Raw genomic sequence first — 24813 nt, 5'->3', positions numbered from 1 at the left:
CCATGGAGAGCGCGATCCTGGCTGCCGCCGCCGGCGCCGCAACGATGTTGCTGCTGGTCGTGGCGGTGCAGACCGTGACCCGTCGACGGCGGTCGCGGCACGACCTGGAGTCGATGCTCGCCGCTTCCCAGCGGGAGAGCGACCTGCTGCGCCAGCGGCTCGAGGAGCTCACCGGAGGACCCGTCAGGCGGGCTGGGGACACGCCGGCCGGCCCGGCGTACCTGGAGGAGCTGTTCGGCGGAGCGGGAGTCCCGCAGCAGCGCGAGGCCGCGGATGCGGGGGTCCCCGAGCAGGCCGACTTCGTGATCACCCACGTCGGAGAGCCCGGCGAGGACGCGACCGAGACGTCCGCGGGCGTCGCGGTGCCCGACCGGCTGGTGCTCAGCGCGACGCTCGGGGAGCCGCTGGTCAAGGTCGCGGCCCTCTCGCACGGCGTACGCCGCGCCCTGTCGCCCGAGTCCCGCAACCGGATCTGGTTCGAGATGCGCAGGGAGGTCCGCGCCTCCCGTCGACGGCGGCGCCAGCTGCGCAAGCGTCTCGAGCGCGACCATCGCGCGCGGGTGCGTGCGGGCGGCGACCTTCCGTTGCAGAAGCTGGCTGCGGAGGACCCGGCGTGAGACGCGGCTTCTGGTTCGTCGCCGGTGCGAGTGCCGGCGTCTACGCGGTCTTCAAGGCACGCCGCGCTGCCGAGACGTTCACCCCTGACGGCCTCCGCGACCGCGTCGCCGGCCTTGCCGTGGGTGCGCACCTGTTCGCCGACGAGGTGCGCACCGGCATGACCGAGCGTGAAACCGAGTTGCGCGAACGCCTCGGTCTGGCGCTTGATGCTGGTCCCGCTGTCGCCCAGCTCGGCGGCCAGCCTGCCCGCGCGACAGCACTCACGAGCCAGGCACTCACAGAACTGGAAGGCACGCACTGATGGACCCGGGGACAGGCTCAGGGATGAGCTCAGGCGAGATCCGCCGCCGCTTCGTCGCGCACTTCGAAGCTGCCGGTCACCGCGCGGTGCCCTCCGCACCCCTGCTCGTCGACGATCCCAACCTGCTGTTCGTCAACGCCGGCATGGTGCAGTTCAAGCCGTACTTCCTCGGCCAGGAGACTCCGCCGTACTCCCGTGCCGTGAGCATCCAGAAGTGCGTCCGGACGCCCGACATCGAGGACGTCGGCAAGACGACCAGGCACGGCACCTTCTTCGAGATGTGCGGCAACTTCTCCTTCGGCGACTACTTCAAGCAGGGCGCGATCGAGCTCGCGTGGGACCTGGTCACCAAGCCCCTCGACCAGGGCGGGTTCGGGCTCGAGGAAGGGCGGCTCTACCCGAGCGTCTACGACGGTGACCCCGAGGCTGCGGAGCTCTGGCGACGGGTCTCCGGCCTGCCCGACGAGCGGATCGTGCGGCTGGGGAAGAAGGAGAACTACTGGTCGATGGGCATCCCCGGCCCGGGTGGCCCCTGCTCGGAGATCCTCTACGACCGCGGCCCGGAGTACGGCGCCGACGGTGACTTCGGTGCCGAGGACCGCTACCTGGAGATCTGGAACCTGGTCTTCATGCAGGACGAGCTGAGCGCCGTCCGCAGCAAGGAGGACTTCGACATCGCCGGGTCGCTCCCGCAGCAGAACATCGACACCGGCATGGGCCTCGAGCGGGTCGCCTTCCTGCTCCAGGACAAGCCGAACATGTACGAGATCGACACGCTGTTCCCGGTCATCGCACGTGCCGAGGAGCTGACCGGGCGTCGCTACGGCGCAGATCATCAGGACGACGTCCGGTTCCGCGTGGTCGCCGACCACGTCCGCAGCTCGATGATGCTGATCGGTGACGGCGTGGTCCCGGGCAACGAGGCGCGCGGCTACGTCCTGCGCCGGCTGCTGCGCCGCGCGATCCGCTCCGTGCGCCTCCTCGGGTTCGAGGACCGGGTGCTGCCCGAGCTGTTCCCGGTCAGCCGCGACAGGATGGCCGAGGGCTACCCGGAGATCGCGGGCGACTGGGAGCGCATCTCCGCGATCGCGTACGCCGAGGAGGACGCCTTCCGGCAGACGCTGCGCACCGGCACCCAGATCTTCGACGTGATGTCCGACAACGCCCGAGCCAGCGGCTCCGCACAGCTCGGCGCATCGGACGCCTTCGCATTGCACGACACCTACGGCTTCCCGATCGACCTGACGCTGGAGATGGCCGCGGAGAAGGGCCTCGCGGTCGACGAGGAGGGCTTCCGCCGGCTGATGGACGAGCAGCGGCAGCGGGCCAAGGAGGACGCCAAGTCCAAGAAGGGCCTCCACGTCAGCACCGCGGCGTACCGGCAGGTCGCCGACACCCTCGGGCGCCCGGTCGAGTTCACCGGCTACGACGACGTCGTCTCCGAGAGTGCCGTGCAGGGGCTGATCTCCGCGGACGGCAGCGTCGTGGGCGCCGCCGGCGCGGGCGAGGTGCTCGAGGTCGTCCTCGACCGCACGCCGTTCTACGCCGAGGGCGGCGGCCAGCTGGCCGACGAGGGCGTGATCGAGCTCGACAACGGCGCGCGCCTGGAGGTGCTCGACGTGCAGAGCCCGATCAGCGGGCTGGTCGTCCACCGGGTCAAGGTCGTCGAGGGAGAGGTGGTCGCGGGGGCGGCGGCGCACGCGCTCGTCGACACCGAGCGCCGGCGCTCGATCAGCCGCTCGCACACCGCCACGCACATGGTGCACAAGGCCTTCCGGGAGGCGCTGGGCGAGACCGCGACGCAGGCGGGCTCGGAGAACTCCCCGGGCCGGTTCCGGTTCGACTTCTCGGCGACCGGTGCGGTGCCGGAGAGCGCGATGGCGGACGTGGAGGCACGTGTCAACGACCTGATCCTCGCCGACCTCTCCGTGCACGCCGAGCAGATGTCGCAGGCCGACGCGGTCAAGTCGGGCGCGATGGCGCTCTTCGGCGAGAAGTACGGCGACACCGTCCGGGTCATCTCGGTCGGCGACTGGGCGCGAGAGCTCTGCGGGGGCACGCACGCGCTCCGGTCCGGCCAGCTCGGCGTCGTGAAGCTGCTCGGTGAGTCCTCGATCGGCTCCGGCGTACGCCGGGTCGAGGCGCTCGTCGGCGGCGACGCGTACCGCTTCCTGGCGCGTGAGCACGTGCTGGTCGCGCAGCTCAGCGAGGCGCTGAAGGTGCGCCCCGAGCAGCTGCCCGAACGGGTGAGCGACCTGGTCGACCGGCTGCGCACTGCGGAGAAGGAGATCGAGAAGGTCCGCCTGCAGCAGCTGCTCGCCGGTGCCGGTGAGCTCGCGGGTCGCGCGGAGGACGTCAACGGCGTGGCCTTCGTCGGCCAGGTCGTCGAGGGCGCCGGTGGCGGCGATGCCCGCACGCTGGCGCTGGACGTGCGCGGGCGGCTTCCGGCCGACCGGCCCGGTGCGGTCGTCGTCGTGGGCGTCCAGGACGGCAAGCCGTCAGTCGTCGCCGCGGTCAACGACCGCGGCCGCGACGCCGGCGTCTCCGCCAACGCGCTGGTGCGCGCCGCGGCCGCCGTGCTCGGCGGCAAGGGCGGTGGCAAGGACGACGTCGCCCAGGGCGGTGGCTCGGACGCATCCCGCGCGAGCGAGGCGCTCGACGCGGTCCGCCGCGAGCTGTCCACGCGCTGACCATGACGCCGGGCGAGGGTTTCGACAGGCTCGACCACCGGGAGGGCCCGATCGGCGCACGCCTGGGGATCGATCCGGGCGACGCCCGGATCGGGGTCGCGTCCAGCGACCCGCACGGGATCCTCGCGACCCCGGTCGAGACCGTCCCGCGGGGCGACGGTGACCTGGACCGGATCGTGGCGATCGCCGAGGAGCACGGCGCCGACGTCGTCTACCTCGGCCTCCCACGCTCGCTCAGCGGGGGCGAGGGACCAGCGGCCGGTAGGGTGCGAGAGTTCGCCCAGACGCTCGCTGCCCGGCTCGCGCCGCGTCAGCTGCGCCTGGTCGACGAGCGGCTCACCACGGTCACGGCCGAGGCGGTGCTGCGCGATCGGGGGAAGAAGGGCAGGAAACGACGTGCCGTGGTCGACCAGGCCGCAGCCGTGGTGATCCTGCAGGGAGCGATCGACACCGAGCGGCGCAGGGGGGCACCGGTCGGCGAGCCGGTGGATCCCGCCTGACGACACGGAGACTGGCGAGATGAAGGGCTGGGCGTGAGCAACCTCGGACTCGACTTCGGCGACGGTGCGGACGACGCGCGGGGGGATGCAACCGACGAGGCCCGGACGGGCTCGCGCGGCGGAGGGCGGCGGATCGACCGCCGCAGCCGTCGTCGGCGCGGCGGCTGCCTCCCGCTGCTGCTCGTGCTCGCCATCGTGCTCGTGGCCGCCTGGTTCGGCGGCGGCGCGGCCGTCGACAAGGTCAAGTCGCTGGTCGGCCAGAACCCTGACTACTCCGGGTCCGGCAGCGGGTCGGTCACCTTCCAGGTGCATCAGGGCGACAGCGCCGCGGCGATCGGCCGCAACCTCAAGGCAGCCGACGTGGTGAAGTCCGTCGGAGCGTTCACCGACGCGGCGATGGCCGACGACCGCTCGCGCAGCATCCAGGTCGGGTACTACCAGCTGAAGAAGCAGATGAAGGCCTCCGACGCCCTGGCCGTCCTGGTGGACCCGAAGAACCTCATCCAGGCCCGGGTGACGATCCCCGAGGGCTACCGGGTCAAGGACATCGTCAAGGCGATCGCCACCAAGACCGACATCACCGCTGCCCAGGTCAACGCGGCCCTCAAGGACACCAACGCCCTGGGCCTGCCGCCCGCGGCCGGTGGGAAGGTCGAGGGTTACCTGTTCCCGGCGACCTACACGGTGGTGCCGGGCGAGACCGCCGCGCAGCTGCTCAAGCAGATGGTCGCGAAGACCGTCGCGGTCCAGAAGCAGCTCGACCTCGAGGCGAAGGCCAGGGCCCTGGGCTACACGCCCGAGCAGATCATGACCATCGCGAGCATCCTGGAGTACGAAGGAAGCCGCGACGAGGACTACCCGAAGATCGCCCGGGCGATCTACAACCGGCTGGACAAGGGCATGGCGCTGCAGTCCGATGCGACCGTCGCGTACGCGAACAACCTGTCCGGGACGGTGTGGACGACGCAGGCGCAGCGGGACAACCCCTCGCCGTACAACACCTACGTGCACCCCGGGCTGCCACCCGGCCCGATCGGCTCGCCCGGGGAGAAGACGCTCGAAGCGGCGCTCGAGCCGGCCGACGGGCCGTGGCTGTACTGGCTGGTGGTGAACCTCAAGACCGGTGAGACCCGGTTCAACACCACGCTCGAGGGCCACAACCAGGACAAGGCGCTGCTCGACCAGTACTGCCAGACCTCGGACGCCTGCTGACGGCCTGCTGATGACCCGTTGCGCCGTGCTCGGCTCGCCGATCGCACACTCGCTCTCGCCCGCCCTGCACCGGGCGGCGTACGCCGAGCTCGGGCTCGACTGGACGTACGACGCGGTCGAGGTCGACTCCGCCGGGCTGGCGCAGTTCGTCGCCGGCCTCGACGGCAGCTGGCGAGGCCTGTCGCTGACGATGCCGCTCAAGCGGGCGGTGATGCCGCTCCTCGACCAGGCGGACCGGTGGGCGGAGGTGTCCGGAGCGGCCAACACGGTGGTGCTCGAGGGCGGCCGGCTCCTCGGGCACAACACGGACGTCCCGGGAGCGGTGGCCGCGCTGGAGGAGCGTGGTCCGACTGCCCTGCGCCGGGCCGTCGTCCTCGGTGGGGGCGCCACAGCCGCGTCCTTGCTCCTCGCCCTGTCGGAGCTGGGCTGCACGGAGGCCCAGCTGCTGGTCCGGAATCCCTCGCGCGCCGTGGACACGCTCGCCGCGCTCGACCGGCACGGACGCGGGCCCGGGATCCGGGTCGGGCGCCTGACCGACCCCTTCGAGGCGCCGGACATCGTCGTGTCGACGATCCCCGCAGCGGCGCAGACCCCCGACCTGACCGCCGCGGCCGGCGCGGCGGACGTCGTCTTCGAGGTGCTCTACGACCCGTGGCCGACACCGCTGGCCGAGGCGGCTCAGGCGAACGGCAGGCTCCTCGTCGGTGGCCTCGACCTCCTCGTGCACCAGGCGGCCCTCCAGGTCCGGCTGATGACCGGGTGCGACGCGCCCGTCGCGACCATGCGGGCTGCGGGGGAGCGGACACTCGCGGAGCGTGCAGGTCCGACGTCATGAACGACGCGCTGGCGGTGCTGGTCTCCCTCGTCCTCGCGGCAGCGGCCGGCTGGTGGTGTCCGCAGCTCGTCGGGCGGATCCCCGAGCCCGACCCCGACCCGGACGAGGTCGAGCCGGAGCTCTCGGCCGGTGTGCCGGGGGACGCTCCTGCGGATCGGCCGACCCTTCCGCCGGCGCCGCCGAAGGAGCCCTACGCCGACATCGCCGCGCTGCCGGGCCTCGCGTGGAAGACCGCCATCGCCTCGGGACTGGTCGCCGCCGTTCTCGCCGCCAGCGTCGGCTGGTCGTGGTCGCTGCTCTTCCTGCTGCCGCTGGCGCCGATCGGGGTGACGCTCGCGCTGGTGGACTGGCGCACCACGCTGCTGCCGACCCGCATCATCGCGCCGACGTACGGGCTCACGATCGCGGGCGTCCTGCTGGCCGCACTGGGCGAGCACACGCGCGACGGCCTCGTGCACGCGGCGATCGGCTGGGCCGTCATGGGTGGCCTCTTCTTCGTGCTCTGGTTCATCTACCCGCGGGGTCTCGGCTACGGCGACGTGCGACTGTCGGGCGTCCTCGGGATCGCTCTGGGCTACCTCGGCTGGCCCGAGCTGCTCACCGGCGTCTACGGCGCCTTCCTGCTCGGTGGCCTGGGCGGCGGGCTCCTCAGCCTGCTGCGCATCGTCAACCGCAAGCGGTTCCCGTTCGGTCCGTTCATGCTGGTCGCGGCCCTGGTGGCCGTCGCGTTCGGTCCGTGGCTCACCACGCGTCTGGGCTACTGACGATCTCGGAGCGTGACGACCGCGGCCGGGCCCGACCGCCCCGCGTGAAACACTTGCGCCATGCTGCGCTGGCTCACCGCGGGGGAGTCCCACGGACCCTCGCTCGTCGCGATCCTCGAAGGCCTGCCTGCCCATGTGCGGGTGACCTCCGGCGACATCGCCGACGCCCTGGCCCGGCGACGGCTGGGCTACGGCCGCGGCGCGCGGATGAAGTTCGAGCAGGACGAGGTCACGATCACCGGCGGCATCCGGCACGGCGAGACGCTGGGCGGCCCGATCGCGATCGAGATCGGCAACACCGAGTGGCCCAAGTGGGAGAAGGTGATGTCGGCCGACCCGGTCGACCAGGACGAGCTCGACGCCCTCGCGCGCAACGCTCCCCTGACCCGGCCCCGCCCGGGGCACGCCGACCTCGTCGGCATGCAGAAGTACGACTTCGACGAGGCCCGACCGATCCTCGAGCGCGCCAGCGCCCGCGAGACGGCTGCCCGGGTCGCGCTGGGACGAGTGGCGTCGGCCTTCCTCGAGCAGGCCGCCGGCGCCCGGATCGTCTCGCACGTCGTGGAGCTGGGCGGAGTGGCGGCGCCGGCCGGCTCCGTGCCCACCCCGGACGACCTGACGACCGTCGACGACGACCCGGTGCGCTGCCTGGACCCCGACGCCTCCAAGCAGATGGTCGCCGCGATAGACCAGGCCCACAAGGACGGGGACACCCTCGGCGGGGTGGTCGAGGTGGTCGTCCACGGACTTCCGCCGGGCCTCGGGTCACACGTCCACTGGGACCGGCGCCTCGACGCGAGGCTGGCAGGCGCCTTGATGGGCATCCAGGCGATCAAGGGCGTCGAGGTCGGCGACGGCTTCGCGCTCGCCGCGTCGCCCGGGTCCCTGGCGCATGACGAGATCGAGGCGGGTGACGAGGGCATCCGCCGCACGTCGGGACGCTCCGGCGGGACCGAGGGCGGCATGTCGACCGGCGAGGTCCTGCGCGTGCGCGCTGCGATGAAGCCGATCGCCACCGTGCCGCGGGCGCTGCGCACGATCGACGTGGCGACCGGCGAGGCGGCGGTCGCGCACCACCAGCGCTCGGACGTCTGCGCCGTACCGGCTGCCGCGATCGTCGCGGAGGCGATGGTCGCGCTCGTGCTCGCCGACGCCGTGCTCGAGAAGTTCGGCGGCGACTCGGTGAAGGAGACGCAGCGCAACGTCGAGAGCTACCTCGACACGCTGAGGTTCAGGTGACCGGGCCGCGCGTCGTGCTGGTCGGCGCGATGGGCGCGGGCAAGACGACCGTGGGCCGGCTCGTCGCCGACGCGCTCGGCGTGGACTTCCTCGACACCGACCAGGTCGTCGAGCGCGAGGCGGGCAAGACGGTCTCGGAGATCTTCGTCGACGACGGGGAGGCGCACTTCCGCGCGCTGGAGCGCCGTGCGGTGGCGACCTCGCTCGCCACCCACGACGGCGTCCTGGCCCTCGGAGGCGGCGCGGTCCTCGACGTGGCGACCCGCGAGCTGCTCGACGGCCACCGGGTGGTCTTCCTGCGGGTCGGACTGAGCGACGCGGCCCAGCGCGTCGGCCTCGGCGTCACGCGGCCGCTGCTGCTGGGCAACGTGCGTGGACGGATCAAGCAGCTGCTCGACGAGCGCACCCCGGTCTACGAGTCCGTCGCGGCCGGCGTCGTCGACACCGACGGGCTGACCGCGCAGGACGTTGCACAGCGCGTGCTCGCAGTGGTGGAGGATGGCGGCCATGACTGAGTCCCGTCCGCTGGTCTCTCGGTTGCCGGTCCGCGGCGCGTCGCCGTACGACGTCGTGGTCGGCCACGACGTGCTCGACGAGCTCCCGGCGATCCTCGGTGAGCGTCCGGAGCGGGTCGCCGTGTGCTTCTCCGAGCCGCTCGCGGGCCTCGCCGCGCGGGTGATCGCCCTGCTCGGCGACTACGAGGTGCTCCGGATCCCGCTGCCGGACGGTGAGGTGGCCAAGACCGGGCCGGTGGCCCTCGAGGCCTGGGAGCGGCTCGGGTCCGCGGGCTTCACCAGGTCCGACGCGGTCGTCACCGTGGGTGGAGGCGCGACCACCGACATGGGCGGCTTCATCGCGGCCACCTGGTTGCGCGGGGTCCGCGTGGTCCACGTGCCCACCACGCTGCTCGCGATGGTCGACGCGGCGGTCGGCGGCAAGACCGGCATGAACACCGGCGCCGGCAAGAACCTCGTGGGCGCGTTCCACGAGCCGGCCGGCGTGCTCTGCGACCTGGACCTGCTCGGCACGCTCCCCGAGCCTGAGCTGATCGCCGGCCTGGGTGAGGTCGTCAAGTGCGGCTTCATCGCCGACCCGGAGATCCTGGCGCTCGTCGAGCGGTGCCCGGCCGACGCGCTGGAGCCCCGCTCGGGGGAGCTGCGCGAGTTGGTCGAGCGGGCGATCGCGGTGAAGATCGCGGTCGTGCAGGACGACCTCCACGAGACCGGCCCAAGGGCGGACACTGCCGGCATCGGACGCGAGCTGCTCAACTACGGCCACACGATGGCCCACGCGATCGAGCGCGCGACCGGCTACCGGGTGCGCCACGGCGAAGCGGTCTCCCTGGGCATGGTCTACGTCGCGGAGCTGGCCCGGCTCGCGGGACGTCTTCCGGACGAGGACGCCGACCTGCACGAGCGGGTGCTCGCCTCGGTCGGCCTGCCGACCCGGTTCGGCGGCGCGCCGTTCGAGGACCTGCTCGCCACCATGCGGGTGGACAAGAAGTCGCGCGGGTCGCAGCTGCGGTTCGTCGTGCTCGAAGGGATCGCGCGGCCGGCCATCCTGACCGACCCCTCCGAGGAGCTGCTGCGGGCCGCGTACGCACACCTGGCGGGCGTCCGATGAGGCCGGTGCTGGTCCTCAACGGCCCGAACCTGGGACGGCTCGGTCGCCGTCAGCCCGAGATCTACGGCTACACCAGCCACGACGAGCTGGCCGGCCTCTGTGTCGGCTGGGGCCGCGACCTCGGCATGGAGGTCGAGGTGCGGCAGACCAACCACGAGGGCGAGCTGCTGGACTGGCTCAACGCCGCCGCCGACGACGAGGTGCCGGTGGTGCTCAACGCCGCGGCCTGGACGCACTACTCCTACGCGCTGTTCGACGCGTGTGCGCAGCTGGTGGCGCCGCTGGTCGAGGTGCACCTCTCCGACCCCGAGCAGCGCCCGGAGGTCTTCCGGCACACCTCGGTGGTCTCGCCCCACGCCGCCGCGGTGATCGCCGGCTACGGCATCGACGGCTACCGGATGGCGCTGGAGCACCTCGCCCGCTCGGGCCGCTAGACTCTCCCGTCGGCGCGGACGCGGTCCGCCCACTCACACCACACTGAAACGACAGGTTCCCGCACGCATGGCAACGACGAACGATCTCAAGAACGGCATGGTGCTCAACATCGACGGCCAGCTCTGGGCCGTGGTGGAGTTCCAGCACGTGAAGCCCGGCAAGGGCCCGGCCTTCGTGCGCACCAAGCTGCGCAACGTCGAGTCGGGCAAGAACGTCGACAAGACGTTCAACGCGGGCACCAAGGTGGAGACCGCCAACGTCGACAAGCGCACCATGCAGTACCTCTACAACGACGGCACGTCCTACGTCTTCATGGACACCGGCACCTACGACCAGCTGGAGATCTCGCCGGAGATCGTCGGGGACGCGAAGAACTTCCTCCTCGAGAACCAGGAGGCGATCGTCGCGACCAACGAGGGCCGGGTGCTGTTCGTCGAGCTGCCGGCCTCGGTCGAGCTCGTGATCACGTTCACCGAGCCCGGGCTCGCCGGCGACTCCGCGACCGGGCGCACCAAGCCGGCGACGCTCGAGACCGGGCACGAGATCCAGGTGCCGCTGTTCATCAACCAGGGCGAGAAGGTCAAGGTCGACACCCGCGACTCGTCGTACCTGGGCCGCGTGAAGGGCTGATGTCGGCCCGCTCCAAGGCCCGCAAGCGGGCGCTCGACCTGATCTTCGCTGCCGAGGCCCGTGGCCGGGCGCCGGGTGACTTCCTCGCCGACCAGGTGGCGGCGGGTGAGACCCCGACGAACGACTACACCGTGACGCTCGCCCAGGGCGTCGCCGACCACCTCGCGCGCATCGACGAGCTGATCACGACGTACGCCGAGGGCTGGAGCCTGGCCCGGATGCCGGCGGTCGACCGCAACGTGCTGCGGCTCGCGGTCCTCGAGGTCCTGTGGATCGACGACGTGCCGGACGCGGTCGCGGTCAGCGAGGCGGTCAACCTGGTCCGCGAGCTCTCGACCGACGAGTCGCCCTCCTTCGTCAACGGGGTCCTCGGCAACATCGTGCGCGACAAGGAGCGGCTCACCGTCGAGCAGTGAGCCGCCCCTCAGGATGTCGCCGGCCCGTCAGTCCGTGGGCCGGCCGTTCTCGTAGAGACGCGGGATCGCGTGGTTCGCGAGGAACACTCCGTGCTCGTCGACAGCGCAGCGGATCCCCTTGAGCTGCAGCCACGTGTCGTCCCCGTACGCCGATCGCGGCTCGGTGGGACGCTCGGCGAAGTTGAGGTAGGACCGGCCGTTGGCGAACGGCGCCAGTGCGGTCGCGAGCCGGTGGGCGTCCGCCTGTCCCTGCGCGGCGAGCTCGGGGGTCGCTGCGATCGCGGCGGCGAACATCGCGAAGTCTCCGTCGACGTGCGAGAGTGCTCCGCCGCCCTCGTCGGGCCTGCCGAGGGCACCGCCGAGCTGGCGCAGCTCGGCGATCAACAGGGAGGTGCCCGAGTCCGGGCCTGCTGCCTCGAGGAACGCCTGCAAGGCGTCCTCGGGGAACCCGCCGAGCACGGAGCTGTCGGAGACTGCAGGCGTGTTCCCCTCGGGGTCCATGTGCAGCCGGACCAGCGACTTCGCGGGCACGCGCCCGAAGGTGTCCAGCTCCGGGCGGAGCGCACGCAGGCCGGCCAGCAGCGCCTCGGCGCGCTCGTCGGTGTCGAGCACGGCGCCGTCGATGACGACCAGCGACCGGCCCCGGAACCCCTCAGGAATCTCGGGGACCGGGGGCAGGTTCATCAGCCGGAACGAGGTGGTGATCTCGTCCGGAGCGCCCGGAGCCCACTGCGACCAGGCGCGGAGCACCGTCTCGGCGTCTGCCTGGTCCCAGACCAGCATGCCGGCGTACGCCGTCTCGATCGGGAACATCCGGAACTCCAGGGCGGTGACCACGCCGAAGTTGCCGCCGCCGCCACGGACCGCCCAGAACAGCTCGGGATTGTGTACCGCGTCCGCCCGGACCAGGGTCCCGTCGCCGATCACGACCTCGACGGCGGTGAGGCTGTTGGCGGCCAGCCCGAGCTTGCGGGCATACCAGCCCATGCCGCCACCGAGGGAGTAGCCGGCGATGCCGACGTCGGGTGAGGAACCGTGCAGCACGGCGTGGCCGACCGCCGCAGCGGCGTCGACGGCCGGCTCCCACAGGGTTCCGCCCCCGACCCGGACGATGCCGCGGTCGGTGTCGACCTGGACGTCGGTCAGCGCAGAGGTGCGCACGATGACGACGTCATCGAGGCCCTGGGCGGCGAGCGGCCCGGCGTTGTGGCCGGTCGACTGGGGTGCGACGCGCAGCCCGGCCGCGGCGGCGGCCCGGACGACCGCGGAGACGTCTGCTGCGTCGCGTGGGATCGCGACGGCCGCAGGCAGCTGCCGTACGGCGACGTTCCACGGCGTGCGGGCGGCGTCGTACCCGGGGTCGCCGGGAAGGTGGACGTGGCCTCCGCAGAGACCGCGCAGGCTCTCCGCGCGGCCGGTGTCGAGCGTGAGGGTTCCGGACGTGTTCATGGTGTGGCTCCTTGGTCGTTCCCGTGTCTTGGTGACCACACCGTGCCGAGAGGCGCTGGTGAACGACTTGGAGCCGACTTGGAGCACTCGGTCGGAATCGCCGGTGACGAGCGGCGCCGGCTCCTATGCTGCGCGGGTGGAGGAGGTCCTGGTGCTCGGCCCGATCGAGGCACGGCTGGCGGGCGCGAGCGTGGATCTCGGGACCCCCAAGCAACGGGCCCTCGTCTGTGCCCTTGCGCTCTCCGTCGGCCGCCCCGTGGCGGTGGACACGATCGTCGACCTGTTGTGGGGTGACGACCCGCCGCCCGGGGTTGCCGGCACGTTGCAGAGCTACGTGTCCGGTCTCCGCCGCGTCCTGGAGCCGCAGCGCGAGCGCCGACGCCCTGCCGAGGTCCTGGTCACGGTGGCGCCCGGCTATGCGCTGCGGGTCGAGCCGGGCGCGACCGACGCGGGCCGGTTCGTCGCGATGGTCGGCGCGCGGCACCGCGCGCTGGCCGGCGCGCCGCTCACCGGTCGCACGCGGCTGGACCGGGCCACGCTGACGGAGACGGTCGAGAGCCTGGACGAGGCCCTCGGCCTGTGGCGCGGCAGACCGTATGCCGAGCTCGACGACGCTCCGGACGCGGCTGCCGAGCGTGCCCGGCTGGACGACCTCAGGCTCGTCGCGCTCGAGGACCGGGCCGTCGCCGCGCTCGCGCTCGGCCACCACGCCACCGTCGCGGCCGAGCTCGAGGCGCTCACTGCGGCGCACCCCTTGCGCGAGCGGATGTGGGGTCTGCGGGCCGTCGCACTTGCGCGCTCGGGGCGTCAGGCGGACGCGCTCGAGGCGCTCAGCGCCGTGCGCAACGTCCTCGCCGACGAGCTCGGCCTCGAGCCCGGCATCGAGCTGCGTGAGCTGCAGGGAGCGATCCTGCGCCAGGATCCGGCGCTGGCCTGGGTCGAGCCGGCAGCGGCCGAGCAGGCGGTCGAGGAGGCGGCCAGGATGGTGGCGCGCCCGGTCGAAGGGGCAGCCGGTGCGGAGAGGGCGGAACCCTCCGCCGTGACGACGCTGGTCGGGCGGGCCGATGAGCTCGCCGTCCTCGTGGGCCGGCTCGAGGAGGCTCGATCCGGCGCGGCGTCGTACGTCGCGCTGGTCGGGGAGCCCGGCATCGGCAAGAGCCGCCTTGCCGACGAGTTGGTTCGGCTCGCGCGCGCCCAGGGCTGGACCGTTGCGACCGGGCGCTGCTCGCCCGATGACGGCGCACCGCCGCTGTGGCCGTGGGCGGCCGCGCTCGCCGACCTCGGCGGGACCCTGAGCGAGGAGACGACGGCCGAGGCCGGTGACCCCGGTGCCCGGTTCCGCGCGTGGGAGAGGATCGCGCGTAGGGTCCGGGAGCTCGCGTCGGCGGACCCCGTGCTGCTGGTCGTCGAGGACCTGCAGTGGGCGGACGCCTCCAGCCTCGGCGCGCTCCGGGTGCTGGTCGAGTCGATGGACCGCGAACGGCTCCTCGTGCTCACGACCCGCCGCAGCCATCCCGAGCCGACCGGTCTGCTCGCGGACCTCGCAGAGACCGCGGCGCGCCGCCACGGGGTGCGGCTCGACCTGACCGGTCTCGATCTCCTCGACGCGGCGAGGCTGGCCGAACAGGTGGCCGGGAATCGGCCGAGCCGGTCGGAGTCAGAAGCGCTGCGCGCACGCACGGAGGGCAACCCGTTCTTCGTGGTCGAGTTCGCTCGCCTCGCGGGTCGTCGCGGCGACCTCGGCCGACTCCTCAACGAGGGAAACCCGCCGACCGCGGTCACCGACGTCGTCGGCCGTCGGATCGACCGGCTGCCCGCCGACACCGTGGGCGTCCTGCGGACCGCCGCGGTGATCGGGCGTGACTTCGACCTGACCACGCTCGCTCGGTCGGCCGGCATCGACGAGGACGACGTGCTCGACATCATCGACCCGGCCCAGGCTGCCGGCCTGCTCGTCGAGGACGCCTTCGACCGGTTCACGTTCGCACACGCCCTGGTGGTGGACACCCTCCTGGCCGGGCTGCGTCCGTCGCGACGCGGCCGGGTGCACGCGCGGGTCGCCGAAGCGCTGGCGGACGGTGCCGGCCGGGAGACGGAGCTGGCTCGGCACTGGCTGGCGGCCGGGCCAGCGTACGCCGCGCAGGCGTGGCGCGCGGCGGTGGCGGCCGCCGCCCAGTCGGCCCGGCTGCACGACCACGAACGCGCGACGGAGCTCCTGCGTGCAGCCGAGGCCCTCCAGGAGAAGGACGACTCTGCGGGGCCGCGCGACCGGTACGACCTGCTGCTCGACCTGATCGACGGATACCGCTGGAGTGCGCACTGGCCCGAGCTGGTCGGCTGCGTCGAGCAGGCGGTCGCCGTTGCCCGTCAGATCGGGGACGTGGAGCTGGTCGCCCGGGCAGCCATCTCCACGAACCAGGGTGCGCTGTGGCAGTCGGCGCCGTACGGCGAGGTCCACGAGGGAGTCGTCGGGGCGCTCCGCGACAGCCTCGCGGGTCTGCCTCCCGGTGACGGCCCGCTGCGGTGCCGGGTCCTGCTGGGGCTGGCGAACGAGCTCTACTACATCGCCTCCTACGACGAGCGTCGCGAGCTGGTCGACGAGGCGATCGCGATGGCCGAACGGCTCCACGACGACCGCCTTCTCGTGGAGGCGCGGCAGGGCAGCTGGATGGCGCTGTGGTGCCGGCGCAACACCGAGGAGGCGTTCGAGCGCATCACGGCGGCGCGGGACGTCGCCCGCAGGCTCGGCGACGAGCGCTCGTCAGTCGTGAGCAGCTGCCTTCGGTGCGTCGCACTCAACGAGCTCGGGCGACCGGCAGAGATGTTCGCCGAGATCGAGAGCGCGCGGCTCGAGGCCGAGCGGCTCCGGATCCCCTACGGACTGATCGTCCTGGACGGCCTGTACCTCTCGTGGCTGGTCCTCGCCGGACGCTTCGAGGAGTGCGACCAGGTGCTCGAACGCATCGAGCGGCTCGACGAGCAGATGTCGCTGGAGCACTCCGGGGACGCGAAGGCGACGGCCTATCTGTCCCTGATGCGCTGGCAGGGGCGGGACGGGGAGCTCGCCGCGGTCCTCGAGTCGGTTGCGGACGGCCCGTTCCCGGTGAGCGCGAGCGTGGCCGCCGCGATGTGGCGAGCCGGCGACCACGAGCGAGCGGCGGAGTACGCCGCGGCGCACCCGGCGCAGCTCGACCACGACGACTGGTTCTCGGTGTTCGCCTGGGCGGCCGCGGCAGAGCTGGCGCTGTACCTGGGCGATGCGGACCTCGGCCAGCGGGTCGGCGAGCTGATGAAGCCGTACGCGGGCGAGAGCGTGAGCGCAGGCTCGGTGCTCGCGTCCGGCCCGGTCGACCTCTTCCTCGCGCTGGCGGTCCGTGCGACCGGCGACGCCGATGCGGCGACCCAGCACGCCGACCGCGCGGCGGAGCTGTGCAAGGCCTGGGAGATCCCGTTGGTGGCCGAGTGGCTCGACCGTCTCCGCGCCCAGTACGCCTTCTGACGTTCTTTCGTCCAGATGCGGCAGAGTGTGCGCATGGAGACATGTGACGTGGTGGTCGTCGGGCTCGGTCCCGGCGGTGAGTACGCAGCGGGCGAGCTCGCGAAGGCCGGTCTCGACGTCGTCGGCGTCGACGAGCGCCTCGTGGGTGGCGAGTGTCCCTACTTCGGCTGCATCCCCACCAAGATGATGATCGCCGCGGCGACGACCCTGCACGAGGGCGGCCGGATCTCCCGGATGGCGGGGTCGGCGCAGGTCCAGTCGTCCTGGGAGCCCGTGGCGCGGCGCATCCGCGACGAGGCGACCGACGACTGGGACGACACCGTCGCGGTGAAGCGCCTCGAGGACGCCGGCGCGCGGTTCGCGCGCGGGCACGGCGTGATCACGGCACCCGGTCAGGTCACCGTCGCCGGCACGACGTACGCCGCACGCAAGGGCATCGTCCTGAACACCGGCACGGCTCCAGCCGCGCCGCCGATCGACGGGCTCGCCGGGCTGGACTACTGGACCAACCGCGACGTCGTCCGGCTGACCGAGCTGCCGCGCTCGATCATCGTGATCGGCGGTGGGCCGATCGGCTGCGAGATGGCGCAGGTGCTGGCGCAGTTCGGCGTCGAGGTCACCGTCGTGGAGGTCGCCGACCGGCTGGTCGCGGTCGAGGAGCCCGAGGCCTCCGAGATCATCGCCAAGGCCTTCGCCGACCTCGGCATGCAGGTCGTGACCGGCGCGAAGATCCTCAGCGTGGCCAAGGACGACGCCGGCTTCGTCGTCGAGCTCCCCGACCGCTCGTTGCGCGCTGAGCGGCTGCTGGTCGCCGCCGGCAGGCGCAACAACCTCGCCGGCATCGGCCTGGAGCACGTGGGGCTCGAGGCCGAGCCACGCGTCCTGGCGCCCGACGAGCGGATGCGCGTCGCCGAAGGCGTGTGGGCGATCGGCGACATCACCGGCAAGGGCGCCTTCACGCACATGTCGATGTACCAGGCAGCCGTCGTCGTGCGCGACCTCCTCGGCAAGGACGGTCCCTGGGCCGACTACCGCGCGGTGTCCCGGGTCACCTTCACGGGCCCGGAGATCGGGTCGGTCGGGCTGAGCGCGTCGTCGGCACGACAGCAGGGGATCGACGTACGGACCGCGACGGGCGACATGGGCACCCGCGGCTGGATCTCGGCGGAGCCGGGACTGATCAAGCTTGTCGCCGACGCCGCTCGCGGGGTGCTCGTGGGCGGCACGGCCGTCGGACCGTCGGGAGGTGAGGTGATCTCCATGATCACCGCGGCCGTCCACGCCGAGATCCCGATCGCCACGCTCGCGGACATGCACTTCGCCTATCCGACCTTCCACCGGGGCATCCAGCCGGTGCTGCAGCAGCTCCTGTAGCGCGGGGTCATCCCAGCGCGGCCTCCAGCTCCTCGAGCGCGTCCGCGGTGTACACGGCGAGCCGCTGGAGGTGCGGGATCGTGTCCCGGCAGCCGACGAACCCGAGCGTCACCTTGTCGCCGTACCCGACGAGCGTGACGTTGAGGCCGTACCCGTCGGCGAGGAACGAGATCGGGACCAGGCTGACGAGCTCGGCTCCGGCGAGGTAGAGCGGCTCGCGCGAGAGCACGAGGTTCGAGACGACGAAGTTGAACAACGGCGGGAGTGTCCGCACGCGCTGGGAGAAGGCGATCGGCAGCAGCCCGACGAGCGTGAACTGCTGCAGCGCTCCGGGGGACAGCGAGACCAGGTCCTTCTTCCCGCGGGAGGTGACTGCGTGGATGCCGCGCAGCCGGGCCAGCGGGTCGTCGAGGTCGGTGCGCAGTGGACAGACGAAGCCGGCTGCCGCGTTGATCGTGGTCTCGTCGCGGTCGATGCCGACCGGGACGGAGGCTGTCAGGCTGCTCTTCGGCAGCGAGTCCTGCTCCAGCAGGTAACGACGCACCGATCCGCTGACGCTGGCGAGCACGACGTCGTTGAGCGTGGTCCCGGTCGCGGCGGCCACCGCCTTCAGCCGGGCCAGCTCGAGCTCCTGGATCGCGAGCCGGCGGTTGCGGGTGACCTTGCGGTTGAACGGCGTCCGGGGTGTGCCGAGCGCGGAGAGGACGCCGCTGTTGGCGCCGAACGCCATCGAGACCACCTTGCCGGCCATCTCCCCGCCGGCGCCGACGCTGCCGACGACCGACCGCACGACTGCCCGGGCGATCCGGATCGCTGCCACGTCCGCGCGTTCGAGCTCGGCCTTCTCCGCCGGCGTGGTCGCGTCCGGTCCGGCTGCGCCCCGCGGGTCGGTGCTCAGCCACTGCCGGATCGTGCGTACGCCGCCGAGCCCGTCGGTCGCGCCGTGGTGCGCCTTGAAGTAGAACGCGAACCGCCCCTCGGAGAGACCCTCGATCACGTGCGCCTCCCAGAGCGGCTTGGTCAGGTCGAGGGGCTGGGAGTGCAGGCGCTCGATCAGCTGGCCGAGCTCGGCGTCCGAGCCGGGAGCGGGGAGGGCGTCGAGCCGCACGTGGTACGTCGGGTCCGGGTCCACCTTGCGCCACGACGACAGCGCGTTGGCCGGTCCGTGGTCGACGACGCTGTCGTAGGGGAAGGGCAGCCAGGCGAGCGTCGAGAACGCCTGGTGCAGGTCGCGCACGAAACCCGGCCCGGCGTCCTCCGGCAGCCGGAAGATCGCGAGGCAGCCGATGTGCAGCGGTGCGCGGGTCGTCTCCATCCGCACGAACATGCTGTCGACGGGGCTCAGCAGCCTCATCCGGGCATCGTAGGGCTCGCCGCGGGTACCGGGCGCCATGGCGCAGACTTCAGCGGAACCCAGGGGCGGCCGGATCGAGCGGGCCGGAGAGGAGGCCGACCACAGCGACTGGCTCGACCGGGCCGTCAGGTTCGGCCTGGTGGCGTACGGGGCCGTCTACCTGATGATCGCCTGGGTGGCCGGCGAGCTGGCGCTCGGGAACCGCTCAGGCAGGCCCTCGCCGCAGGGAGCACTCGCCAAGCTGGCCGGCCAGCCCTTCGGCCACGTCCTGCTCTGGGCAGTCGCCGTGGGCCTGTTCGTGCTGGTCGTCTGGCGGGTGCTGGAGGCGTTCGCGGGCCACCGCGGCGCCGACGGCGCAGAGCTCGTGCGCAAGCGTGGTCTCTCGCTCGGCAAGGCGGTGCTCTACGGCGCCCTCGGGGTGAGCGCCGTCCGGGTCGCGCTCGGAGGCGGCCAGTCCCCGCGCGCCCCGAAGACGATGACGGCGAAGGTCATGGACTGGCCCGCCGGTCAGTGGATCGTCGGTCTGGCGGCGCTTGCGATCGTCGGGTACGGCGTCGCGATGATCTGGAGCGGCTGCACCGACCGGTTCCTCGAGCACCTCGACGGCCGCGGACGCACCGGAGAGGCCGGGCGCGCGTACACCTGGTTCGGCCGCGTCGGGCACGTCGCCAAGGGGATCGCCTTCGGGATCGTCGGCGGCCTCGTCGGCTACGCGGCGCTCACCCACGAGCCGCAGAAGTCCGGCGGGCTCGACCAGGGCCTCGAGAAGGTGCTGCACCAGCCCTTCGGCCCGTGGCTGCTGCTCGCCATCGCGATCGGCATCGGCTGCTACGGGCTCTTCTGCTTCGCCTGGGCGCGGCACCGGTCACGCTGAGCCCTCACGCCTTCGTGGACAGCCCGTCGGGGTCGACGACCGGGCGGAGGGACACCGAGACCGGCGACCTGGCGCCACCCACGTCGATCTCGTACGCCGCGCCGAGCAGCCACTCCTTCTCCACGACGCCACCCGCGGGATCCCACACGTAGGCGAGCCCGACGCCGGCCCCGATCGTCGCGCCCCACGCGGCGGACATGACCTGCCCGGAAGGGACGCCCTCCCGCAGGATCAGCTCGCCGCCCCACGGCATCACGTCGGGATCGCGGACGGCGAACGACACCAGCTTCCGCCGCGGCCCGGAGGCGCGGACCTCCTCGACCGCGGCACGTCCGAGGAAGTCGACGCCGGTGCGCAGCTTGCACGCGAAGAGCAGACCGGCCTCGACCGGCCCGTAGTCGGGGGTGAGCTCGCGGCCGAACGCGCGGTAGCCCTTCTCGAGGCGCAGTGAGTCGATCGCGTAGTAGCCGCCGAGGGTGACCCCGAGGTCAGCACCTGCCGAGACGAGGTCGTCGTGGACGCCCACGGCGAACTCGGCCGGGACGTAGAGCTCCCAGCCGAGCTCGCCCACGTAGGTCATCCGGGTGGCGCGCACCGTGGCATGACCGAGGTCGATCTCGCGGCTGGTGGCGAAAGGGAAGTCGACGAGGTCCGCGCGGGTCAACCGGGACAGCAGCGTGCGCGACCTCGGACCCATCACGCCGAGCACCGCGTAGGCGGAGGTCAGGTCGACCACCCGGGTCGTCGATCCGGCAGACAGGTGCCGGCGGAGGTGGTCCTGGTCGCGCTCGGTGGTCGCCGAGCTGCTGACCAGCAGGAACTCGGTCGGCGACAGCCGGGTGACCGTGAGGTCGGACTCGTAGGTGCCGCGGGCGTTGAGCAGGCCGGTGTACACGACCCGGCCCGGGGCGACGGCGACGTCCGCGGTGCACAGCCACTGCAGGTCGGCCTCGGCGTCGGGCCCGGTGACCAGGTACTTGGAGAACGACGTCTGGTCGAACACGGTGACCGCCGTGCGCGTCGCGACGTGCTCCGCAGCGACGTACGGCAGCCAGGCGGGCCTCTCCCACGTGTGCACCGGCTCGAAGCCGGGGGGAGCGAAGTAGTTCGGCCGCTCCCAGCCCATCTTGCTCCCGAAGCGCGCACCGGCCGACTCGACCAGGTGGTGGACCGGCGAGCGCCGGAACGGCCGGGCGGTCCGCATCTCCCGGTCGGGCCAGGGGATCGCGTAGTGCAGCCCCAGCACCTCGCCCACACGGTCGCGCAGCCAGCCGCTGTTGCCGTGGAAGCGGGCGAAGCGGCGGATGTCGACGGCGGTCAGGTCGGAGGTCGGGTCACCGTCGACGATCCACTCCGCCAGGGCGCGCCCGGCACCGCCTGCCGACGCGATGCCGACCGAGTTGAACCCGGCGCCGACGTAGAAGTTCCGCAGCTCCGGCGCGGGGCCGAGGATGAACTGGTTGTCCGGGGTGAAGCTCTCCGGGCCGTTGTAGAACTTCCGGACGCCGGTGTGCCCGAGCGCGGGGATCCGGTGCAGCGCGCTGTCCATCAGCACCGAGAAGTGCTCCCAGTCCTCCTCCAGCAGCTGGAACTCGAAGGGGTACGGGATGTCCTGCGGCGACAACCAGGGCTTGGCCGCCGGCTCGAAGCCGCCCACCACCAGGCCGCCGACCTCCTCCTTGAAGTACGTGTAGCCGTCCGGGTCACGGAGGATCGGGAGGTCGGGCCGCACCCCCTCGATCTGGTCGGTCACGACGTAGAAGTGCTCGGCGGAGTGGAGCGGGACGTTCACGCCCGCCATCGCACCCACCTGGGCGGCCCACTGGCCGGCGCAGTTCACGACGATCTCGGCCTCGATGTCGCCGGCATCGGTCCGTACGCCGGTGACGGCACCGTCCTCGGTCAGCACGTCGAGCACCCGGGTGCGCTCGAGGACGACGGCGCCGCCCTGGCGCGCGCCGCGGGCGAGTGCCTGGGTCACGTCCGTGGGGTTGGCAGTCGCGTCACCGGGCAGCCACAGCGCGCCGGTCAGGTCGTCGGTGCGCATCAGCTGCCAGCGCGCGAGCGCCTCGGCGGCGGTGAGCAGCTCGCACTCGAGCCCGTACGCCGCGGCCGACGCGGCCGTGCGGCGCAGCTGCGCCATCCGGTCAGCGGTCCGCGCGACGGTCACGCCGCCGACCCGCTTGAAGCCGGTCGACAGCCCGACGTCGGCCTCGAGCGACTCGTAGAGGGAGGCGGAGTACTGCACCAGCCGGGTGCCGCTCTCCGTGGCGCGCAGCTGCCCGATCAGGCCGGCGGCGTGCCACGTCGTACCGCCGGAGAGATGGCCCTGCTCGAGCAGCACCACCTCGGTCCATCCGAGCCGGGTGAGGTGGTAGGCGACGCTGGCACCGACGATGCCGCCACCGACGACGACGACGCGGGCCCGCGAGGGCAGCTCACCCACCACCGGCCTCCTCCAGGAGCTGCGTGAAGTCGGGGAGCGCGAACCCGGCGCGCGCCTTGTCGTACCGCTCGACGCCCCACGACCAGAAGTCGAAGTCGAGCGGGCTCGCCGCCGCCTGGATGAAGCCCCACAACGACCAGCCGTAGGAGCTGCACAGCGCCTGGAGCCGCACGCGCGCCAGGTCCGCCCGCGTCGGTGCGCCGAAGTACGCCTCGGTCCAGGCCTCGGTCATCTCGGGGCTGAAGCCACACTCGGCAACGGTGTTGCCCAGCTCGAAGCACGCGTCGTTGTTGCCGGAGTACTCGTAGTCGATCAGCCACACGCGATCGCCGTCGTCGATGAAGTTGGCGGCCAGCAGGTCGTTGTTGCAGGGCACCGTCGGCGGTGCGGTCGCCTTGAGCGCTCGCCGCACCCGCTCCCAGTCGTCGACGTGGTCGTCGTAGCCGGCCGGCAGCCGGAAGCCGCGCTCCGCGATCGTCGCCCGGTACGCCGCCTGCCGGGCGAACATGTCGAAGTCACCGACGAACCGCGGACCCGTGTGCAGGGCACGGACCGCAACCGCCGCCCGGCCGAGCACAGCGGGATCCGTGAAGTCCGCGTCGCACAGCGCACGGCCGGGGAGGAAGCCGATGACGAACATGCGGAGCTCGGGGCGGAACTCCACCACCGGCGCGCCCACTCCTGCGACGGCAGCGGCCACGGTGTTCCGGTACTCGGTCTCCCGGTCGATGCCCAGCAGGGAGGGATCACCACGCGAGCAGCGCACCACCACGTCGAGAGCGGGCTCCCACCCGTCGTCGGTCGTGACCCGGAGGTTGACGTTCGTGAGCCCGCCGGACAGCTCGACCGAAGACCAGGACCGCCCCGCCAGCACGGCGAGGCGGTCCATCCCCTCGGTCACCCCCAAAACGCTGCGTCAGCCGACGGGCTCGAGCGGCGGCTCGTCGACCGTCCGGACGGGTCCCTTGAACCAGTGCTTGACCGAGACCTCCCAGTAGATGGTGAGGAGCACGAGCGCGACGGGGACGACGATGATCGCGTAGTTGACGTACTTCATCGAGAAGCCGTCCATCCACGGCACGCCGACGCTCGCCGTCGGGAGCAGCCCGACGATGCTCATGATCACGATCTCGACGACCGCAATCGGGTTCATCCACCGGTACTTGCTGCCGTTGTTCCACGTCCCGACCTCGAACTTGTCGCCGTGTCGCCACCGCAGGAAGATCGGGATCCCGAACGCGAGGTAGAGGCCGATGACGCCGATCGAGACGACGGCGAAGAACGCGACCGGGACCGGGGCGCCGTTGATGTCGACGGTGATGAGTGCCGGCAGGGTCAGAACCAGCGCGATCACCGCCGAGGCGATCACGCCGTACACCGGGACCCGCTGGGCGTTGAGCCTGGACAGCAGCTGGTGGCCGGGAACGACCCGGTCGCGGCTGAACGCGAACATCATCCGGCTGGTGCTCGTCATGCAGGCACAGGTGCAGAAGAACTGGCCGGCCATCGAGATGAACACGACCAGGCCGGCGGTGTGCGCGCCGAGCGCCTGGTTGAAGATCCCGAAGATGCTCCCGCCCGCTGCGGTCTCGTCGCCGACCGACTGGACCGCGAAGAGGAAGGTGAGCAGGAGGATCCAGCCCCCGATCGCGGAGTACAGGATCGACTGCCAGATGCCGCGCGCCGCCGAGTCAGCGGCGTCGTGGGTCTCCTCGGAGAGGTGGACCGACGCGTCGTAGCCGGTGATCGTGTACTGCGTCAGGATGCCGGACAGCGGCAGCACGTAGAGGATGAAGCCGAGGCCCTTGTTCCCTCCGAAGAGGCCCGTGTTGTTGACCGTCGTGCCGAAGACGTCCTTCAGCGACGCGTGGTCCGCGCCGTCCTTGAGGAAGAACCAGAGGATCGCCACGACCACCAGGGATCCGATGACGTGCCACCACACCGAGACGTTGTTGATCACCGCGAGCAGGTGGCTCGAGAAGATGTTCACCAGCGCGGCGAGCGCGAGCACGATCACGAACTCGATGAACACCCGGGACAGGGAGTAGTGCTTCGCCCACGAGTCGCTGAAGTAGCCGAGGAACGCATCGAAGAAGCTCGCGCACCCGTACGCCACGGAGGCGTCGATCGCGAGCAGGCCGATCAGGTTGAGCCAGCCGGTGAAGAAGCCCGCCTTGGGACCGCCGAGCTTGGAGGCCCACCAGTAGATGCCGCCCGACGTCGGGTACGCCGAGACCAGCTCCGACATCGTCAGGCCGATGATCAGGATGAACACCGACAGGATCGGCCAGCCCCAGGCGATCGCGGCCGGGCCACCGTTGTTCCAGCCGAGCGCGAAGCTCGTGAAGCAGCCGGCGAGGATCGAGATGATCGAGAAGGAGATCGCGAAGTTCGAGAAACCGGACCAGCTCCGGGACAGGTCCTGCTTGTAGCCGAGCTTCGCGAGGTGCAGCTCGTCCGCGCTCAGGACGTGGTGCTCGGGGACGGGCTCGTGGGCTTCCGGCATGGTGCACCTCTCGGGTCGGCGGAATCTCTGACGGACGCTAGACCCGGC

At 71.9% G+C, this 24813-nt stretch carries 21 protein-coding genes; 16 read left to right on the top strand and 5 right to left on the bottom strand.

Going from position 1 to position 24813, the window contains the following annotated elements; translation table 11 throughout:
- The first annotated feature begins 2 nt into the window (after positions 1–2).
- The 13 genes from ACVW00_RS10845 to nusB all read left to right on the top strand — a co-directional run bounded on the left by ACVW00_RS10845 (position 3) and on the right by nusB (position 11263).
- Complete coding sequence (locus ACVW00_RS10845) at positions 3–617, top strand: hypothetical protein (RefSeq protein WP_457110907.1); 615 nt, start codon at positions 3–5, stop codon at positions 615–617.
- Positions 614–919, top strand: a complete 306-nt coding sequence (locus tag ACVW00_RS10840) for a DUF6167 family protein (protein WP_457110906.1) — start codon at positions 614–616, stop codon at positions 917–919. The genes ACVW00_RS10845 and ACVW00_RS10840 overlap by 4 nt, the downstream gene beginning before the upstream one ends.
- 23 nt (positions 920–942) lie before the next feature.
- Positions 943–3609, top strand: coding sequence for an alanine--tRNA ligase (gene alaS, locus ACVW00_RS10835; protein WP_457110905.1), 2667 nt, complete (start codon positions 943–945; stop codon positions 3607–3609).
- 2 nt (positions 3610–3611) lie between these two features.
- Positions 3612–4109, top strand: coding sequence for a Holliday junction resolvase RuvX (ruvX, locus tag ACVW00_RS10830; protein WP_457110904.1), 498 nt, complete (start codon positions 3612–3614; stop codon positions 4107–4109).
- A 33-nt stretch (positions 4110–4142) separates the two neighbouring features.
- Positions 4143–5321 (top strand): endolytic transglycosylase MltG, encoded by a 1179-nt coding sequence (gene mltG / locus ACVW00_RS10825; protein ID WP_457110903.1) that lies wholly within the window; start codon positions 4143–4145, stop codon positions 5319–5321.
- A 10-nt stretch (positions 5322–5331) separates the two neighbouring features.
- Positions 5332–6156: a shikimate dehydrogenase gene (locus ACVW00_RS10820; RefSeq protein WP_457110902.1), complete on the top strand. Its 825-nt coding sequence runs from the start codon at positions 5332–5334 to the stop codon at positions 6154–6156.
- Positions 6153–6920: a prepilin peptidase gene (locus tag ACVW00_RS10815; RefSeq protein WP_457110901.1), complete on the top strand. Its 768-nt coding sequence runs from the start codon at positions 6153–6155 to the stop codon at positions 6918–6920. The genes ACVW00_RS10820 and ACVW00_RS10815 overlap by 4 nt, the downstream gene beginning before the upstream one ends.
- A 60-nt stretch (positions 6921–6980) precedes the next feature.
- Positions 6981–8159, top strand: a complete 1179-nt coding sequence (gene aroC, locus ACVW00_RS10810) for a chorismate synthase (protein WP_457110900.1) — start codon at positions 6981–6983, stop codon at positions 8157–8159.
- Positions 8156–8674: a shikimate kinase gene (locus tag ACVW00_RS10805; protein ID WP_457110899.1), complete on the top strand. Its 519-nt coding sequence runs from the start codon at positions 8156–8158 to the stop codon at positions 8672–8674. The genes aroC and ACVW00_RS10805 overlap by 4 nt, the downstream gene beginning before the upstream one ends.
- On the top strand, positions 8667–9782 hold the full coding sequence (gene aroB / locus ACVW00_RS10800) for a 3-dehydroquinate synthase (RefSeq protein WP_457110898.1): 1116 nt from the start codon (positions 8667–8669) through the stop codon (positions 9780–9782). The genes ACVW00_RS10805 and aroB overlap by 8 nt, the downstream gene beginning before the upstream one ends.
- Positions 9779–10216: a type II 3-dehydroquinate dehydratase gene (locus tag ACVW00_RS10795; RefSeq protein WP_457110897.1), complete on the top strand. Its 438-nt coding sequence runs from the start codon at positions 9779–9781 to the stop codon at positions 10214–10216. Before aroB ends, ACVW00_RS10795 begins: the two co-directional genes overlap by 4 nt.
- A 67-nt stretch (positions 10217–10283) precedes the next feature.
- Positions 10284–10847, top strand: a complete 564-nt coding sequence (gene efp / locus ACVW00_RS10790) for an elongation factor P (RefSeq protein ID WP_457110896.1) — start codon at positions 10284–10286, stop codon at positions 10845–10847.
- On the top strand, positions 10847–11263 hold the full coding sequence (gene nusB / locus ACVW00_RS10785) for a transcription antitermination factor NusB (protein WP_457110895.1): 417 nt from the start codon (positions 10847–10849) through the stop codon (positions 11261–11263). Before efp ends, nusB begins: the two co-directional genes overlap by 1 nt.
- 27 nt (positions 11264–11290) lie before the next feature.
- On the opposite strand, the gene ACVW00_RS10780 is transcribed toward nusB, so the two are convergent.
- A complete protein-coding gene (locus ACVW00_RS10780) occupies positions 11291–12712 on the bottom strand; it encodes an FAD-binding oxidoreductase (protein ID WP_457110894.1) in 1422 nt (473 codons plus the stop codon).
- A 136-nt stretch (positions 12713–12848) separates the two neighbouring features.
- Between ACVW00_RS10780 and ACVW00_RS10775 the strand changes: the two genes are divergently transcribed.
- Both ACVW00_RS10775 and ACVW00_RS10770 read left to right on the top strand, forming a co-directional pair.
- Complete coding sequence (locus ACVW00_RS10775; protein WP_457110893.1) at positions 12849–16211, top strand: BTAD domain-containing putative transcriptional regulator; 3363 nt, start codon at positions 12849–12851, stop codon at positions 16209–16211.
- 33 nt (positions 16212–16244) lie between these two features.
- Positions 16245–17585 carry a dihydrolipoyl dehydrogenase family protein gene (locus tag ACVW00_RS10770; RefSeq protein WP_457110892.1) on the top strand — a complete coding sequence of 447 codons (1341 nt, stop codon included), beginning with the start codon at positions 16245–16247 and terminating at the stop codon, positions 17583–17585.
- Positions 17586–17592: 7 nt separating this feature from the next.
- On the opposite strand, the gene ACVW00_RS10765 is transcribed toward ACVW00_RS10770, so the two are convergent.
- Positions 17593–18939, bottom strand: coding sequence for a WS/DGAT/MGAT family O-acyltransferase (locus ACVW00_RS10765; RefSeq protein ID WP_457110891.1), 1347 nt, complete (start codon positions 18937–18939; stop codon positions 17593–17595).
- A gap of 37 nt (positions 18940–18976) precedes the next feature.
- On the opposite strand from ACVW00_RS10765, the gene ACVW00_RS10760 reads away from it, so the two are divergent.
- Positions 18977–19813, top strand: a complete 837-nt coding sequence (locus ACVW00_RS10760; protein WP_457110890.1) for a DUF1206 domain-containing protein — start codon at positions 18977–18979, stop codon at positions 19811–19813.
- A gap of 4 nt (positions 19814–19817) precedes the next feature.
- Here the strand turns inward: ACVW00_RS10760 and ACVW00_RS10755 are convergent, their stop codons facing one another.
- The 3 genes from ACVW00_RS10755 to ACVW00_RS10745 are packed head-to-tail and all read right to left on the bottom strand — an operon-like array spanning position 19818 to position 24765.
- Entirely contained in the window at positions 19818–22259 is a 2442-nt protein-coding gene (locus ACVW00_RS10755) for a GcvT family protein (RefSeq protein ID WP_457110889.1), read from the bottom strand.
- Positions 22252–23160: a phosphotransferase gene (locus ACVW00_RS10750; RefSeq protein ID WP_457110888.1), complete on the bottom strand. Its 909-nt coding sequence runs from the start codon at positions 23158–23160 to the stop codon at positions 22252–22254. Before ACVW00_RS10750 ends, ACVW00_RS10755 begins: the two co-directional genes overlap by 8 nt.
- Positions 23161–23175: 15 nt before the next feature.
- The gene (locus ACVW00_RS10745) at positions 23176–24765 is read right to left on the bottom strand and encodes an amino acid permease (protein ID WP_457110887.1); all 1590 of its coding nucleotides are present in this window, start codon (positions 24763–24765) and stop codon (positions 23176–23178) included.
- Between the last annotated feature and the right edge of the window lie 48 nt (positions 24766–24813).

It is taken from the genome of Marmoricola sp. URHA0025 HA25 (assembly GCF_054059435.1).
The sequence above is the reverse complement of the archived record's forward strand: the minus strand, read 5'-3'. Positions and strand labels throughout refer to the sequence as shown.

Bases quoted from the DNA above. Each gene is read 5' to 3' on its own strand.
- ACVW00_RS10765 (WP_457110891.1), bottom strand. From the start codon at position 18,939: ATGAGGCTGCTGAGCCCCGTCGACAGCATGTTCGTGCGGATGGAGACG.
- ACVW00_RS10760 (WP_457110890.1), top strand. From the start codon at position 18,977: ATGGCGCAGACTTCAGCGGAACCCAGGGGCGGCCGGATCGAGCGGGCC.
- ACVW00_RS10845 (WP_457110907.1), top strand. From the start codon at position 3: ATGGAGAGCGCGATCCTGGCTGCCGCCGCCGGCGCCGCAACGATGTTG.
- alaS (WP_457110905.1), top strand. From the start codon at position 943: ATGAGCTCAGGCGAGATCCGCCGCCGCTTCGTCGCGCACTTCGAAGCT.
- aroC (WP_457110900.1), top strand. From the start codon at position 6,981: ATGCTGCGCTGGCTCACCGCGGGGGAGTCCCACGGACCCTCGCTCGTC.
- ACVW00_RS10780 (WP_457110894.1), bottom strand. From the start codon at position 12,712: ATGAACACGTCCGGAACCCTCACGCTCGACACCGGCCGCGCGGAGAGC.
- aroB (WP_457110898.1), top strand. From the start codon at position 8,667: ATGACTGAGTCCCGTCCGCTGGTCTCTCGGTTGCCGGTCCGCGGCGCG.
- ruvX (WP_457110904.1), top strand. From the start codon at position 3,612: ATGACGCCGGGCGAGGGTTTCGACAGGCTCGACCACCGGGAGGGCCCG.
- ACVW00_RS10795 (WP_457110897.1), top strand. From the start codon at position 9,779: ATGAGGCCGGTGCTGGTCCTCAACGGCCCGAACCTGGGACGGCTCGGT.
- ACVW00_RS10770 (WP_457110892.1), top strand. From the start codon at position 16,245: ATGGAGACATGTGACGTGGTGGTCGTCGGGCTCGGTCCCGGCGGTGAG.
- ACVW00_RS10815 (WP_457110901.1), top strand. From the start codon at position 6,153: ATGAACGACGCGCTGGCGGTGCTGGTCTCCCTCGTCCTCGCGGCAGCG.
- ACVW00_RS10745 (WP_457110887.1), bottom strand. From the start codon at position 24,765: ATGCCGGAAGCCCACGAGCCCGTCCCCGAGCACCACGTCCTGAGCGCG.
- ACVW00_RS10820 (WP_457110902.1), top strand. From the start codon at position 5,332: ATGACCCGTTGCGCCGTGCTCGGCTCGCCGATCGCACACTCGCTCTCG.
- nusB (WP_457110895.1), top strand. From the start codon at position 10,847: ATGTCGGCCCGCTCCAAGGCCCGCAAGCGGGCGCTCGACCTGATCTTC.
- efp (WP_457110896.1), top strand. From the start codon at position 10,284: ATGGCAACGACGAACGATCTCAAGAACGGCATGGTGCTCAACATCGAC.